The 15,999-nt window shown below is 53.7% G+C and carries 15 protein-coding genes; 6 read left to right on the top strand and 9 right to left on the bottom strand.

The genetic code is table 11. The annotated features are described in order from the left end of the window. Positions 1–9: 9 nt before the first annotated feature. From CLV80_RS11280 to CLV80_RS11250, 7 genes are all read right to left on the bottom strand, one after another. Entirely contained in the window at positions 10–894 is an 885-nt protein-coding gene (locus CLV80_RS11280; protein WP_106358038.1) for a carbohydrate ABC transporter permease, read from the bottom strand. Next, positions 891–2,054, bottom strand: coding sequence for a Gfo/Idh/MocA family protein (locus tag CLV80_RS11275; RefSeq protein ID WP_106358037.1), 1,164 nt, complete (start codon positions 2,052–2,054; stop codon positions 891–893). Before CLV80_RS11275 ends, CLV80_RS11280 begins: the two co-directional genes overlap by 4 nt. A 158-nt stretch (positions 2,055–2,212) precedes the next feature. Next, on the bottom strand, positions 2,213–3,136 hold the full coding sequence (locus CLV80_RS11270; protein WP_106358036.1) for an ROK family protein: 924 nt from the start codon (positions 3,134–3,136) through the stop codon (positions 2,213–2,215). After that, on the bottom strand, positions 3,133–4,275 hold the full coding sequence (nagA, locus tag CLV80_RS11265) for an N-acetylglucosamine-6-phosphate deacetylase (protein ID WP_106358035.1): 1,143 nt from the start codon (positions 4,273–4,275) through the stop codon (positions 3,133–3,135). The genes CLV80_RS11270 and nagA overlap by 4 nt, the downstream gene beginning before the upstream one ends. Before the next feature lie 9 nt (positions 4,276–4,284). After that, entirely contained in the window at positions 4,285–5,373 is a 1,089-nt protein-coding gene (locus tag CLV80_RS11260; RefSeq protein ID WP_243394523.1) for a D-TA family PLP-dependent enzyme, read from the bottom strand. A 2-nt stretch (positions 5,374–5,375) separates the two neighbouring features. Further along, a complete protein-coding gene (locus tag CLV80_RS11255) occupies positions 5,376–6,881 on the bottom strand; it encodes a M81 family metallopeptidase (protein WP_106358034.1) in 1,506 nt (501 codons plus the stop codon). Positions 6,882–6,883: 2 nt separating this feature from the next. Beyond that, positions 6,884–7,390: a hypothetical protein gene (locus CLV80_RS11250; RefSeq protein ID WP_106358167.1), complete on the bottom strand. Its 507-nt coding sequence runs from the start codon at positions 7,388–7,390 to the stop codon at positions 6,884–6,886. A 198-nt stretch (positions 7,391–7,588) separates the two neighbouring features. Between CLV80_RS11250 and CLV80_RS11245 the strand changes: the two genes are divergently transcribed. The 6 genes from CLV80_RS11245 to CLV80_RS11220 all read left to right on the top strand — a co-directional run bounded on the left by CLV80_RS11245 (position 7,589) and on the right by CLV80_RS11220 (position 14,694). After that, positions 7,589–8,503: a MurR/RpiR family transcriptional regulator gene (locus CLV80_RS11245; RefSeq protein ID WP_106358033.1), complete on the top strand. Its 915-nt coding sequence runs from the start codon at positions 7,589–7,591 to the stop codon at positions 8,501–8,503. 66 nt (positions 8,504–8,569) lie between these two features. Continuing rightward, positions 8,570–9,340: an SDR family oxidoreductase gene (locus CLV80_RS11240; protein ID WP_106358032.1), complete on the top strand. Its 771-nt coding sequence runs from the start codon at positions 8,570–8,572 to the stop codon at positions 9,338–9,340. Between the two features lie 22 nt (positions 9,341–9,362). Continuing rightward, complete coding sequence (locus CLV80_RS11235; RefSeq protein ID WP_106358031.1) at positions 9,363–11,267, top strand: beta-N-acetylhexosaminidase; 1,905 nt, start codon at positions 9,363–9,365, stop codon at positions 11,265–11,267. A gap of 60 nt (positions 11,268–11,327) precedes the next feature. Beyond that, on the top strand, positions 11,328–12,761 hold the full coding sequence (locus tag CLV80_RS11230; protein WP_106358030.1) for a M81 family metallopeptidase: 1,434 nt from the start codon (positions 11,328–11,330) through the stop codon (positions 12,759–12,761). 2 nt (positions 12,762–12,763) lie between these two features. Next, positions 12,764–13,960: an MFS transporter gene (locus CLV80_RS11225; protein WP_106358029.1), complete on the top strand. Its 1,197-nt coding sequence runs from the start codon at positions 12,764–12,766 to the stop codon at positions 13,958–13,960. Next, positions 13,957–14,694 carry a copper homeostasis protein CutC gene (locus CLV80_RS11220; RefSeq protein ID WP_243394522.1) on the top strand — a complete coding sequence of 246 codons (738 nt, stop codon included), beginning with the start codon at positions 13,957–13,959 and terminating at the stop codon, positions 14,692–14,694. Before CLV80_RS11225 ends, CLV80_RS11220 begins: the two co-directional genes overlap by 4 nt. Here CLV80_RS11220 and nagB read toward each other — a convergent pair. Beyond that, entirely contained in the window at positions 14,664–15,443 is a 780-nt protein-coding gene (gene nagB / locus CLV80_RS11215) for a glucosamine-6-phosphate deaminase (RefSeq protein ID WP_106358028.1), read from the bottom strand. The genes CLV80_RS11220 and nagB overlap by 31 nt on opposite strands. A 21-nt stretch (positions 15,444–15,464) precedes the next feature. Beyond that, the gene (locus tag CLV80_RS11210; RefSeq protein ID WP_106358027.1) at positions 15,465–15,857 is read right to left on the bottom strand and encodes a RidA family protein; all 393 of its coding nucleotides are present in this window, start codon (positions 15,855–15,857) and stop codon (positions 15,465–15,467) included. Positions 15,858–15,999: the final 142 nt, after the last annotated feature.

The following is a 15,999-nucleotide window of genomic DNA, read 5'->3' as shown; positions in this document are numbered from 1 at the left end:
CTGTGCCCCCTATGTTTTCTCTGCAGCCGCGAGTTTGCGGGTCATGCGGAAGTAAGCGACGCAAAACAGCGACAAGAAGATGCAGATCACGACAGCGCGTGCAGCGCCTTCACCATATTTCTTCGATCCAATTGCCGTGGCGTAGGTGTCGATAATCATGGTAGTGGTGCTGCCCGATGGTCCACCTTGGGTTAGGATCCAGATGATATCAAAGCTGTTAAAAGTAGATATAAGCGACAGCATGGACATGGTGATCACGGCGGGGCCCATAAGCGGCAACGTAATCCTGCGGAACCGCATCCAGCGGCTAGCACCATCAGTCCAAGCGGCCTCATACAGATCCCGCGGGATCGACTGGATTGCCGCAAGAAAATAGATCGTGACCATCGGCACACCGATCCAAACATCTGTCACAATGGTCGACCAATAGGCCGTGTTCCCATAGGCTAAAAACGCAACAGGACCGTCGACAATGCCAAACCGTTGCAACAGCCCCGAAATCATCCCGAATTGACCGTTATACATCCAGCCCCACATGAAAATGCCAATGGCCATCGGCACGATCCAAGGTGGCATCGTAAGAATACGGAACACGTGACGCCCCGGTACGGCGCAGTTCAATAGCACCGCACCAAAGGTACCAATCAGCATTTTCAGCAGTACCGAAAAGAACGTCCAAGTGAACGTCCGGATAATAATCTCAAGGAAATCGCGGTCGAATATTTTCAGGTAGTTCCGCCATCCAACGTAATTCGTCGTTTTGCGCAGTGAGGCATCGGTAAATGACAGCCGGAAGGTCTCAACCAACGGCCAAGCAACAATCACAAGGACATAAATAATCGCTGGCGCAAGAAGAGCCCAAGCAAAGATCAACGCGGCACGATTTTGGGTCATGCAACGAACTCCTTCGTGGCAAAGGCGTTATCATATCGATCCCAAATCGGGCGCATATCGACCACTTGGCGACTGCGCCGCGCGTCATCCATTGAAAGCGCAAGAATACCCGCCTCGAGCGCATCAAGTGGCGATACCGGCAGCGGCCCGCCTTTCATCACATGGGCGATAACCTTTGCTGCCATCTCCTCGTCTGCACCGTAATGCTGCGAAAGAGCACTGGCCTGATACGCTTTGTCGATCTTCGTTTCTTCGGACAAAACGTCAGTGACCTTAAAGTTGGCGCGGATGAAATCACCTTCGGCCTGTCCTTTTGTACCAAAAACCGCGAAACGGCGAAATTGATCCGGGGCGTTTAGGTTCGTGTGGAAATTCATCCCAACGCCATTGGCATATTCAATTATCGCCACCTGATAATCGATAATATCCCCGTCACTGTCGAACACCTTGTCCGATCCGTTCCAACCCGATGGTTTCCGATGATAAATATCCAGGTCGTTGACACCTTCGTTTTTCGGGTCGTTCGCCGGAACAAAGGTTTTACGTCCACCAAAGCTTGCCACACGTTCAGGGCGTGCACCGATTAGGCCATTATAAAGGTCCAGATCGTGACAGCATTTTTCCAACATAAAACTGCCGGACCATTTTTCGTAACGCCGCCAGTCGCGCATGAAAAACCCGCCATGATAGGGATAGATATGTTCGGCAGCTTCGACCGAAACGATGTTTCCCAACATACCTGCATCACGCGCGGCAATCAGATCGCGGTACAGCGGCGCATAGCGTAAAACCAAACCCACCATCAAATTTTCGGGTCCGAATTTCCCCATCAAAGCGGAAAGTTCATAGGTTTGTTCAATCGTCGACACGATTGGTTTCTCTGAGAACACTTTGTTGCCAGCTTCAAGGCCAAGCCGGATGTGATCAAGGTGCATGTGATTGGGCGAACCAATCATCAAAAGATCGTAGCCCCCAGCTTTCACCAATGCTTCTGGCGATGGGTACGCAGTGCCAGCGCTGATGCCATGTTCGTCCAACGTGGCCATACCGGCAGGGACGGGATCAAAGTAACCGACAATCTCAAAGTCCGGGTCCATCTCACTAAAGACGTACCCAAGATACCCAAGCCGAAAGCCAAGACCGATGATGGCGACTTTCATGTCGCACCCCCTGTGAAGAAATTCTTTTTCTAAACTTGGGCCGAAATCGGCCGTTCGGTCAAGAATTTTTCATATAAATGTGACAAACTTCGGCATGATGTGTAATTAGTTTTCACAATATGCCAAAAAAACAGCATTTCAGCAAAATTTGCTTCGGTCTATGCGGCAACATTTTCATGACGCCGCAACCCAAGAATTGCCGCCCCGACCAAACCCGGCTCGACTGGGCATTGGGCCGGTACAATCAGTGGGCGTTCGAATCGGCGCAGGCATTTTTTTCGCACTTCGCCATCCAACGCCGCGATCAGCAGCGCTGAATTTGACAGTCCGCCGCCGACAGCAACCACGCCAGCACCCAACATGTTTTCCATGACAGCCAATGGCCCAGACAATACCGCAAGCCAGACAGCGATAGTTTTAGCCGCACGCGGATCACCGCTTTTCCAATCACTGATAACGTCTCGGCTATCGGCACTTTGACCGCCATGTAGATGCGTATGCAGCCGCTCCAGCCCGCGCGCCGAACAAATCGAATCCAAACAGCCCGATAGGCCACAGCCGCATGAAAAAGCGGGCAGCGTTACATTCGGATCGTCCAGAACACGTTGCGCAATGGGCCCATGCCCAATTTCACCAGCAAAACCGCCACCGCCATTAATCAGGTTTCCGTTGACCACGACACCACCACCAACGCCGGTCCCGAGAATCAACCCGAACACAACATCATGCCCACGCCCCGCGCCCACTGTTGCCTCGGCCAAGGCGAAGCAATCAGCATCATTTGCAAGGACGACAGGCAGGCCCAAAAGGTTCTCCAGCTCATGCTGCAAACGTCGACCAGTTAGGCACGGAATATTCGCCATCGTGGCCACCCCAGTTTCAGGGTCCAGCACACCAGCAAGCGAAAAGGCCAAAACGTCAGGACGTATATTTGCGGCAGCGACAGCATCGTTCAGGATTTCGACAAATGCATCAAAGTCATCCGTTGGCGTTGCGATCCGCCCCTTAGGTATAACCTTGTCCGTGCTATAGGCCTCAGCGATTTTGATCGCGGTCCCACCGATATCAAAGCACAAGATCATGCGTTGTCCCTAATATTTTGGCCCGAAATCCATGCCCCATCAGCAGTGATTTGCGGTGTCAAAGCAAAGAAATCAGCGCGCGCGCCCGCTTTAAGATGACCGCGATCATTGATCCCCATCGCCTGCGCAGGATGCAACCCGCCGAGGTTCAACGCATCGCCCAACCGTAGCCCAAGAGATTGGTGAACATACCGCACGGCGTCGATCAATGCGATATCCGCCCCAGCAAGCGTACCATCCGCAAGCGTCAATCGCCCATCCGAGCGAAATATCTCGCGACCATTCAACGTAAACCCAGTAAGGTCAGCCCTAATCGTCGACATCGCGTCCGACACCAAGAAGACATTCCCTGGGCCATTCTTTCCGCGCAGCGCAATGCGCATTGCGCTATCGTCGACATGATACCCATCTGCGATTAAGCCCGCCGAAAATCGCCCATCATCCAAAGCAGCACCAACCAAATTTGGCGCACGGTGTTCCAACTGACCCATCGCGTTAAACAGATGCGTCACCATGCGCGCACCCGCATCAGCATAGGCACGTGCGACTGAATGAGTGCATCCAGTGTGGCCCAAGCTCACGACGATTCCCGCTTCTGAAAGAGTCGCAACTTGGCCCACCGTCACAGATTCAGGAGCGACAGTGCAAATCATATGCTCAAGACGACCCTTCGCCGAGATCAAACGCGCCAAATCATCATCGTTCATTGGCCGGATCAGATCAGGGTCGTGCGTCCCCTTGCGCGATCGGTCCAGATGCGGCCCCTCAAGGTGCAAACCAAGCCAACCGGGAACATCGCTTGCATCCACAGCTGCGCCTATCGCCGCTGCAGTATGTGCAACCGTATCTGTGATCAATGTCACCATAACAGAGGTCGTGCCAAACTGCGCGTGCGCGGCGCAAATTGCCTCAACCCCGGACCGGGAAAGGTCATTGTTGAACAGAACGCCACCACCGCCATTTACTTGCAGGTCAACCAGTCCCGGCACGATTGCGCCCTTGACCTGAATGCCAGACGGCGCATCAACCGACGCCACTATCCCATCAACCCGACCATCAGCGACAAGCAAAGCAGCAGCGCGATGCCAATCGTATCCATCAAAGATTTGTTCAGCGTGAAATACTGTTAGATCTGTCATACCGCGACCTTACCAAACAGTACCGCGCGCAGCCACCGCTTCGACACGCGTCACGACACCCGACCGGTGAAACACCACACGGTCAAACAAGTTCGATACGACACAGGTGTGATTAGGGATAACACGAACCTGCGCCCCGACCGCGGGTGCTGCCACGGCGCAATGCGATAGATCAACAACGGCGTGTTCTTCCGAAAGCGACACGATACGTGCCCCGGGCAATTCAACAATCTCTCCGTGATCAGTAAACCCTAACAGATCAGACGTGAGCGCCTTGGACCCCGCATCCAGAACAGCGCGTGTCGGCGTTGGTCGTGAAACCACTGTTGCCAGAACGTGCATCGCAATATCATCCACCGTGCATTCGCCGGCGCGTACCATGGATCGGTCGCTGTAAACATATGTGCCTGCACGGTGCTCGGTCGCGCTAGGGACCAAATGCGCCGAAAACAAATCTGGGCTACCGCCATTGGAACGCACAGGGCAATCAATTCCAGCTTCAGACAACAAATCCAGAGTGTCTTTCATGAACGTTTCGACCTTTGATGCACCATCAACGGATGGGTAGGTCAGCAGTCCGTCAAAACGCACGCCGCCCGTCTGCGCGATATGCTTTGCAAGCGCTGCCGCATCGGCGGGTGATTGCACACCACAGCGCGCGCCACCAGTGTCACACTCCACCAAAACTGCAATTGGCAGACCTCCAGCAAACGCCGCTGCCAACCCATCGACAGTGACGGTACTGTCAGCGACCACTGTTAGCTTTGGCACCCTCGCATGCAACGCTTTTAGGCGCGCCAATCGCGGCGCACCCAAAACGTTATAGGTAATCAGGATGTCATCAAATCCAGCATCCGCGAAAACTTCGGCTTCGGTGACTTTTTGACAGTTAATACCAACGGCGCCTTCATCAAGTTGCTGCTGCGCAACGGCGGGGATTTTGTGTGTTTTGATATGAGGACGAAAATTCTTACCGTGCTTTGTCATATAAGCCTGCGCTCGCGCGATATTCGCGACAACGCGGTCCTCGTCGATGACAGGCATAGGCGTTAGAATGTCAGAAAAAGGCGTGCCGGGTTTCGGCCAAGGAGAAGTCAAAATCAGTCATCCTGTGCAAAGGGGTTATCAATACGCGGCCAAATGTCGGTGCGCACATTGCGGTAAGTATTCGTCGCCGGATCGTTGGGATAAGGCTTACCAGCAGAGCAGTACAACACCTGTGTCGCGATTGGCGCAAAGGACGCATAGAAATGATTAGTGGACTTTATCACCAATATTTTCTGCGCAAGCGGGTCAATCCCCATCACTGCAAACAATGAGGGATCATAACTTTGGGCCCGAACAGTATTCAAGATCACCTCTATTCCGACCTCGTTGCCACCTTCATCTAACAGTGAAATGCGGGCAGCGGGGCCGAACGGCACAACACTTTCGCCGAAAACCATGGCGGCATCAGCGGACACGCCAATAACTTTGATCAATGCATCAACTGGGTCCCCCGTCATCGGGGCCGATTTCGCGCCAAAGCGAAGCGGCATCACCGCACCTTCGCCAGCCGCCATACATAGCTTAACAGCAATAGGATCCCAGATCGTGCCAACCGCAACGCCGGTTGCGCCTTGGATCATCAGTTCGCGCAAAACAACCGTAGCATCACCCGCCGTACCGCCACCGGGATTGTCCCACATATCAGCAAGAACAACAGGCCCTGTGTTGGCGGCCATTGCAACAGCGACCGCTTCCGTTTGATCCATCGTTGGCATCATATGCTTGCCACGATTGGCAAATAATTCCTGCCCCAACCGTTCGGCCATTGCATCGCCATAAGGGACGTCACCGTCCGTGACCACAATCATCTTAGCGCCCATTTCAGGAACATCACCCGCCATAAAGCCGTGAATGGCAGATATCGACAAGACTTTGGGGTCATCCCGTTCAATCGCAATCATGCGATCCACGAAACTGCGCATGGGTTCGCGCGATGTAGGAAACACATCGATCATCCGGCAATCATATGTCGACATGACCGGGTGTATGTCCCCGTCCAGCCGCCCCACGACAAGCGCCCAAAGATCCTCTGCCCGGTCAACAAAATCCGTGTGGGGAAATTCTTTGAACGCCACAAAGAAATCGGCCGCAGACACCCGCTTTGCGGTCAAATGGCTATGTGGATCAAGTTCAGCACAGACGAGCACATCAGGCCCCACCATTTCACGGACCCGTGCGAGCAAGTCACCCTCTGGGTCAATGCAGCCCTGCGCAACCATTGCGCCATGCAGCCCCAAAACCACGGCATCCACCGGCATTGCCGCCTGCAACTGCGCCAGGATTTCGTCACGCAACCCGTGGTGAGCTTGCTTAGAAACAAGCCCCGCAGGATCAGCCCAAGCCGCCGTTCCTTCGATCAAATCCCACCCATTTTCAGCGCAAACCTTACGCCCGACGGGAATTGGCGCCGTACATAACGTCGCCGTCGACGGATGCATGCCCGGCGCGGCATAAAACGATTCCTCGAATGCCGTGCGATCAATCACGATCGGTGAAAACGTGTTTGTCTCGGTCGCCATTGCGGCCACAAAGATACGCCTTGCGCTGCCTTGGGTCATTATTATTCCTTGATGTGTGGAAGATATCCAACAAAGCCTGCAATTTTCCAGCGACCACCTTTGCGACGGCACCAGTATAATGTCTGCCAGTTCATACGTTCGGCGGTGCCATCGGTACGCTTAAGTTGCCCGTCAAATTTCTTGCGCACCAACGCAGCATCACCTGTGATCTCAATTTGTTCAAGCCGGGTAGCGCCATAGATGCCATCACGCGGATCACCGTCATACACCCCTGCATCGCACTGCGCGACAAAGTCTTGCGCCTGACGGGTCCAGTCGTCGCGGTACGCATCTAAGGTTGGATACGCTAAATCATATTGATCCGGGTCGCTTTGGAAATGACCGCTCACTCCTGTGAAATTTTCAACGATGAAATCGTCGGCCACCGCCGACCAATCCGCAGCAACAAATGCATCAATATCGCGCGGAACAAGCATTTCCCAAATTGCGCGCCGGTCAACGTCGGTCGCTGGGAACGGATTTAGAAAAGGGTCGCGTAGCGTCGTCATATGCACCATCCAATGAAATTCATTTCTATAAAGACACAAATATTTTGAAAAAATCTAGACGAATATGTGTAGTTTAGGGTAAATTAAGAAAATGAATTTCTTAATTGCCCAAAATTTGATCTCGACGCCGACCATGTTTGTCTTGCAGGGTAGCGAAAGACAGCATCGTGAAGGGGCCGCACGGCGGCAAGGAATAACATGACGAAACCATCAGATTACTCCCTTGCGTCCGGAACGACTTCGGCCAGCAACCTTATCGTCGCGCTTGCTGACGAAGATGGCAAACTATCGGCGCTTGAACGAAAGCTTGCGGAATCTGTCCTAGCAGATGTGAACTATGCGACCAATGCATCCATCACGGACATCGCGACGCGGGCGGGGGTGTCCCCACCAACGGTGACACGTTTCTGCCGCAGGCTGGGTTGTGCGTCATTTTCTGACTTTAAGGTTCAACTCGCCAAAAGTGCTTATGTCGGTCTGCGCTACCTTAAGCCCGAATCCGTTACCACGACACCAGAACAAGTTGCCGAGGACATTGTAACCAAAGCGCAAAACGCGCTTTATGAAATGCACCGCACGATTGAGCTGGACAAAATCAACGCCGCTGTTGCCCTACTTGCGAAGGCTGAAATGATTTATGCCTTTGGATCTGGCGGCAACTCTTCGATGATCGTGAATGAATTGCAGAACCGCCTTTTCCGGCTTGGCGCACGGATTTCCGCTTCAAATGATCATGGAATGAACCTGATGCTTTCTGCGGCGGCCCAAGCCGGAACTGTTGTGTTCGGGTCATCTGTGTCGGGACGAAACCAAGAACTGATCAGTTGTTTTTCACTACTGCGCGAACGTGGCATTCCAACGATTGCATTGACGCAAGGGGGGTCACCGCTAGCAGATGCCGCAGATGTGGTGATTTCGGTCGACCTACCCGAAGGTCAGAATATTTTTCGTGCTACATCAATACGTTATGCATCTTTAGCCGTGATCGACATTATTGCAAATCTTGTCGCCTACGAAGACCGTGCGCAATCCACACGCATTCTTCGCGGCATCAAAGAACAATTGGTCAAGCACCGCGACGGCGGCGACGACAGCCAGATTTTGGGCGACTAATCATATCAGATCGGCGTGTCGCGGCCGCGCCGGTCAGGTTCATCTTGCCGCGAATAAGAGGACAAAATGGCACCACGCATTGCCATCGTCACCGGAAGCGCGGGTGACATCGGGCGCGCAATTGCTGCGCGACTGAAACATGATCATGATCTCATTCTACTCGCTGACCTTGATCTTGCGGCGGCAGAAGATGCTGCACAACATTTGGGTGAAGGATTTAAGCCGCTTCAGGTTGACATAACCGATGCCGATAGCTGCACGACCATGGCAAAAACGGCCCAGTTGTTGGGCGACGTGATAACGTTGGTGAATAACGCAGGGGCATCTCACGCTCTTAGCCTGCAGTCCGCCACGCTTGACGATTGGCAGTTTGATCGCAGTTTAAACCTTGATGGAGCGTATATCGTGTTTCGCGCGCTGGCCGATCAATTGATTGCGACAAAAGGCGCTGTCGTAAATATCGCTTCGGTCAACGGAATAGGCGTTTTCGGACATCCCGCGTATTCCGCCGCCAAGGCGGGCATGATCCACCTCACTAAATTAATCGCAGTAGAATATGGCCGCTATGGTATCCGTGCCAATACTGTCGCCCCCGGCACAGTCAGAACCCAAGCATGGGAAGACCGCGCAAAAGCCAACCCAAACGTATTTGATGAGGCCGCCGAACATTACGCGCTTGGGCGCATTGTGCATCCTACCGATGTCGCCGAAGCAGTCGGCTTTTTGTCATCCCCTCTTGCTGCGGCCATTACCGGAACCTGCCTACCTGTCGATTGCGGATTAACAGCTGGCATTCCCGCGCTCGCCCGCACCTTTAGCCAATCAAACGATTACTGACGCTTTGCCAACAGGACACCCGATGACTTACTTTCTTGAAAACACTTGGCACCCGGAACCCGGCCCAGAAGGCACATGGACGGTCAACTTGACCAATTTGTCCGACACGCCACTGACTGACTTCAAACTTTCGCTCACATCAATCACCCGGATCATGCCGACCCACCTATTAACGGGTGCGAAATTCTTGCGCCGGGATGCCAACTATCACGAATTTGCACCACTCGATGACGCGGTCATTGCACCGGGCGCCAGCTGGACGTTTTCAGTAACCGGAATCAACAGATCGCCATTCCACCGTAACGACGCGGCCAAGACCGCTTGGGTTACCTATGCTGACGGCACCCATGCCAAGGTCCACGTTGGCGATCTGATGCATGATGGCCAAGCCCCTGTGCGACCCGCACCGCGCCTCCCCGAAGGACGGCTAACGCTGCCCTTCGCGCTACTGCCTTGGCCAAATGAAATTGATGCCACAGCCGGGGATGCACCTATCATTCTTCATGTGAGTGAAAACATGTCGATTGCAGATCGACGGCTTGTCGTTTCAATTGATGCGCTGCACGGGCGTTTATTCCCAACCGCCCAGCGCATATTTCAACTATCCCCGACACTGGGAAGCCGCGGCCTGCGGTTTAAACACGATAAAAGCATCAAAGAAGAAGGCTATCACATCGACTTTGGTGACGAGATAACCATCATCTCTGGCAGTGAAACGGGTCAACGCTATGGACTGATCGCATTGGCGCAAATGCTTCATGGTGCATCGATAGATCACGCATTTTCCTTCCCACAAACGGGCAGTATCGTTGATGCCCCTCGGTATGATTGGCGCGGTTGCCACTTGGACGTATCGCGGCATTTCTGGACCTACGACGAAGTCCTGCGCGTCGTTGATATTCTAGCATGGCACAAGATGAACACCTTCCATTGGCACCTCACCGATGACGAAGGCTGGCGCGCAGAAATCCTTGCCTACCCCGAGCTGACCCAAACAGGTGCCACCCGCGGCGCAGACGTGCCTACGATGCTACCACAGCTTGGCGATGGTCATGAAAAACGGCACGGCTATTATACACAAGATCAGATGCGCAGCGTCGTTGCTCACGCCCAAAGCCTTGGGATCGATGTTATGCCTGAAATCGAAACACCGGGACACGCCGCTGCGGTATTGGCGGCGCTCCCTGCGCTTGTGGATCCAGACGAACCCCCAAACAGCTACTATCCGGTGCAAGGCTATTTCAATAACGCACTAAACCCAGCCATCCCCGAAACGTTTACCGTGCTGGAACGGGTATTTGACGAAATCGCTGCGATATTTCCTTCAAAGTACATTCACATCGGTGGCGACGAAGTTGCAAATAACGCCTGGCTGACATCGCCCAAAGCACAAGAACTTATGGCCAAAGAGGGCCTAGCAGGCACATTTGAGCTGCAAAGCTGGTTCTTACGCAAGGTAAAAGCAATGCTGACCGCACGCGGCAAAGTCATGGTCGGCTGGAACGAAATTGCCCACGGTGGCGGAGTCCCACCAGAGGACACTTTGCTGATGGCATGGGAAAATCCAACCGTCGGGATCGAACTTGCCGCACAAGGATACGATGTAGTGATGACCCCCGGACAGGCATATTATCTTGATATGGTGCAGGGTGCCGATTGGCTTGAAAATGGCGCGGGATGGGCGGGCCCAGTCCCACCAGAGCAAAGCTATACCTACGAAGCCGAAGGTGACTTTCCCGCCGATTTACGCAGCAAGATGCGCGGCGTTCAGGCCTGTATCTGGTGCGAACACTTCACCACCAAACAGTGGTTCAACGACCTTGTCTTTCCGCGCCTTGGTGCGGTGGCAGAGGCCGCATGGACCCAAAAGGACCAAAAGGACTGGCTTCGTTTTGCGCGTCAGGTCCGCCTTCACCCTGAACTTTAACATATGGTTAGGCCGGTTCACGGCCTCGCCAGCCTCCCTCATCTTCCCAAAGGACACCCCATGCGCATTGCTGTTGGCGGTATTCACACCGAATGTTCGACATACTCTCCTGTACTTATGCAGACCGAAGACTTTCACGTCATGCGTGGCGACGCCCTGACCGCACATAACTATTTTTCGTTCCTTCAAGATTTCGAAGCCGAAATAGCACCGCTATTGCATGCGCGCGCGGTGCCGGGTGGGCCTGTGTCACGTCAAACCTATGACGCGTTAAAGACCGAATTTTTGGAACGCCTTGAAGCCGCAAAACCCTTTGATGCTGTCTATCTTGCAATGCATGGGGCAATGAATGTTGATGGCATGTTCGATGCCGAAGGCGATTGGATTTCGGCGGTCCGCGCCGCGGTCGGCCCTGAGATGCTGATCGCGGTCAGCTATGACTTGCATGGCAACGTGTCACAACGGATCGTCGATCAGATCGACATTTTCGCCGCTTACCGTACAGCGCCGCATATCGATGTCGCAGAAACCATGACAGCGTCATTTGCGATGCTCATGAGAGCATTAAAAACAGGCTGGCGCCCGGGTGTCATGCGTGCTGCAGTGCCACATCTTTTACCCGGCGAACGTTCATCGACCGAAGACGAACCAGCCAAGTCGCTGTATGCCGCGTTACCTGACCTTGAAAGTGCTGACGTTTGGCGCACTGATCTGATGATTGGTTATGTTTGGGCAGATGAACCCCGTGCAACAGCCTGCGCGGTGGTAACGGCCACAAACCGTACTGCCGCCGCAGACGCCGCCAGCACAATTGCCAATCGCTTTTGGAACGCCCGCGACGAATTTCGCTTTGGCCCGACGACTGGCCCACTGAACGAAATGTTAGACATCGCAGCACAGACATCAACCAAGCCCGTGATCCTTGCTGATAGTGGCGACAACCCAACGGGTGGCGGTGTCGGCGACCGAGCGGATGTGCTTTCATCACTCATTGAACGCAATTGGCAGAATGCGCTGATCGCGGGAATTACCGACCGCCCCGCCGTTGACGCGTGTTTCGACGCTGGGGTTGGCGCGACACTGCCTCTTACCATCGGCGCGTCGCTTGATCCTGCTGGCGGTCGTGTCACATGCCAAGTTAAAATATGCAGCCTACATCCGGGCGACACGGCAGCCGAACGACAAGTCGTCGTTCAAATTGATGGGGTCACTGTGGTTCTTGCAGCGCGCCGTCGCCCCTATCACAATATTTCGGACTTTGCCGGACTTGGGTTGGACCCAAAGTCATTTGGCCTGCTGGTGGTGAAATCGGGGTATCTGTCCCCCGATCTTGCGCCAATTGCAACGCCGAACCTGATGGCGCTAACCGATGGTGTCGTTAACCAAGACATCGCCCGTCTTGCAAATATCAACAGGGCAGAAGGGACGCTACCTTTCGACCAAAGAGACAGTTTCACCCCTAGCCCGCAAGCATCCGCGCGATTTGAAAACTAATCATGAGCGCATGGATATCGATACTGCGCGACCACAAAGTGGTGCGCGCGTCGGCAGCTGCGATATTCCTATATGGCTTTGCTGGCGGAGCGACATCGCCGTATCAAGCAGTCATTGGTATTCGCGAGCTTGGACTGTCTGATAACGCATATGCGGCGGTGGCGTTCATTGCATCTATCGCACATGTCACGATCGCAATTGCCAGCGGCTATTTGTCCGACAGGTTTCAAAGCTACCGACGACCGCTTATCTTTGTCGCGTCCTTCGGAATCATCGGCTACGGCACGATCTGGCTCAACCCGACACCACTGACGTTTGTTATTGCAACAATTGGGCCGCTCGCGCTTTTTCATGCGACAAATTCCATGTTGTTTGGCAATGTACGCGCCCACACCAACAGCTTTGCCCCGGACGAAGCCAGTATCGCGAATGCCCTGATGCGCATGATGGTGTCGCTTGCCTGGGTTGTCGTGCCGGGAATTGTGGGCCTGATATTAGCCCAACAAGACAGCATGATCCTGTCCTATCTCATTGCGGCCGTTGTTGCAGGCGGATGCTTATTGACTATCCTACTATGGCTTGAACCAGATCAAAATCTAGCAACACCTACGACAGCATATGCACCTGCGCTTTTAGAACTCGCTAAGGTTTTAGCGCCCGGTACCGTTCTTCGGATCATTGGCGTCGCGCTGATCACGCAGGTGCTTTCGGTGAATGCAGCGGTTTTACCGTTAATCGTCACGGGACGTGCAAACGGTGTCGCTGCCGATATTGGGTTTCTTGTCGGCTTGGTCGCACTGCTCGAAGTGACTTTTATCTTCTTTTGGGCGTGGGTCGTTCGTAAAATACACCTGACAACCGCGTTGGCAATTTCAGCAGGGCTATATTTCGTTTATCTCGCCGCGCTGGCCGGGGCGACAGCACCTTGGCAGGTTTATCTTGCAAGCCTGATTGCCGGGTTTTCGGCCGCTGGTATCATATCCCTACCGATTAGTTATTTGCTGGACCTGATTAAAGACCGGCCTGGGCTGTCGGCATCGCTCATTGCGGTGAACATGTTTCTGGGGGCAGCTATTGGGGCCGGCTTTTTTGCACTTGGGACATCATTGGGGGGATATGGCACCGCGTCAATCATCGGCGGAATCGGCGGATTGTTAGGCGCGACCATATTATTTTACCTAGAAAGGGTGCGATCTTGATTACGTTAGAAGTCTGTGTTGACGACACCGCAGGCATTTGTGCTGCAGTCGATGGCGGCGCAAATCGGATCGAATTATGTGCCGCACTTGGCGTTGGGGGCCTGACGCCATCCGCCGGGTTGATGCAAATCGCAAGCGAAGCCCCCCTACCCGCGATGGCGATGATCCGGCCACGTGCCGGTGATTTTGTATGGACCGCAACAGAACGCGCTGGATTGGTCGCTGAAATTCACGCAGTCCGAATGGCGGGACTTGCAGGGGTCGTGATTGGCGCATCTTTGCCAGACGGACGGTTAGACGGTGAAACGTTGGAACAGTTGGTTCAAGCTGCAGACGGATTAGACATCACACTACATCGCGCAATTGATCTTACGCCCGATATTGATGAAGCAATGCACATCTGCGCCGAACTTGGCGTCAAAAGAATCCTATCTTCTGGTGGCGCAAAAACGGCGCTGGCAGGTTTGGACCGGTTGGCGGCGATGGCTGAAAAACCGGACATTACAGTCATGCCCGGCGGCGGGGTCAACGCGGCAAACGTAACAGACTTCGCAGCAAGACTCCTCCTGACAGAAGTACACGCTTCTTGCTCAGTCAATGCCCCAGCACCACATAACCCCAAAATTTCAGACTTTGGATTTCAAACAACTGACGCGCGCGCGACAGACGTATCGTCTGTTACCGCCCTGCGCAAAGCACTTGATCAAATCGCAGGATCAAGCACCTCAGGGTGAACTTCTTCGTAATAGGCGCGCAATGCCAAACCACTTGCGGCGGCTTCATCCAAGACCACAGTCACTTTGCGATGCATTTGCAGAATTGATGCGGGACATGCTGCGGAAACAGGCCCTTCAATCATCTTAGCGACAACATCGGCCTTGCCCGCACCAAATGCGAGCAGAACAATTTCATCGGCACGCATAATTGTGCCAATCCCCATCGTTATCGCCAGTCGCGGCACATCATCAAACGCATCGAAATAGCGCGCGTTCGCCTCTCGGGTTGAACGAGTCAGCGTTTTGATCCGCGTATGCGACACAAGGCTTGAGGTCGGTTCATTAAAACCAATGTGGCCATTCGCCCCCAACCCCAAAAGCTGCAAACCGATATCACCGGCACCGACAATCGCGGCCTCATATCGGGCGGCTTCGGCCTCGGCATCCGGCGCGTCGCCATGTGGAAGAAACGTACGATCCGAGTCAAAGTCCACATGATTGAACAGCTTTTCGCGCATGTAGTGCCAATAAGAACAAGGATGATCCGGGGCCAGCCCAACATATTCATCCAAATTGAACGACTGTGCTTTACTAAAACTCACAGCCGCATTTTGATGGCGGGCGATCAGCCGTTTGTAAACAGCTTCCATTGTGCCACCGGTTGCCAACCCAAGAACCGTATCCGGCTTTTGCATTAGCCGATCAGCAAAAAGCCCCGCCACGCAATCCGCAGCGGTCGTTTGTGTTTGGTGAATGAGTACTTTCATCGGAACACATCATCCCTTGGGTTAAAGCGGTTTCCATGCCAACACGTCAATTTCGACTTTGGCATCAACCATGAGACGCGACTCAACGGTCGAACGTGCGGGTGGGTTCGGTCCAAAGTGTTTTTCAAACACGGCATTGAATGACGAAAAGTCGCGCGCGTCATCCAGCCAGCAATTCACTTTGACGATGTCCTCCATGCCACAGCTTGCCAGCGCGAGTACGTTTTTTATATTTGCAATGACCTGTTCAGTTTGCGCAGCAATTCCTCCGGTGACGACCTCACCATTCACTGTCGGCACTTGCCCCGAAATATGCACGTAATCTCCTGCGCGTACGGCCTTTGCAAAGGGGCGCTTTTGGCCGCCGGCCTGCGTGTCGGCTGTATCATATCGAATAATGCGCTGATTGGACATAAGTTACTCCAATTAAAGGGGGTTTATGAATTTAGGCTAGCCGATTTGACGGTAATAGATCAAGCGATGACAGGCATCAAACCGCACAATATCAGTGGATATTCCACTGATGTTTCCAAAGAGCACAAGAGAGGCGAACTTT

Origin of the sequence: Yoonia maritima (genome assembly GCF_003003285.1) — a bacterium.
In the GTDB taxonomy this organism is placed as follows: Bacteria; Pseudomonadota; Alphaproteobacteria; order Rhodobacterales; family Rhodobacteraceae; genus Yoonia; species Yoonia maritima.
Note: the sequence above shows the minus strand (reverse complement) of the source record. Positions and strands in the feature narration are given on the sequence as shown.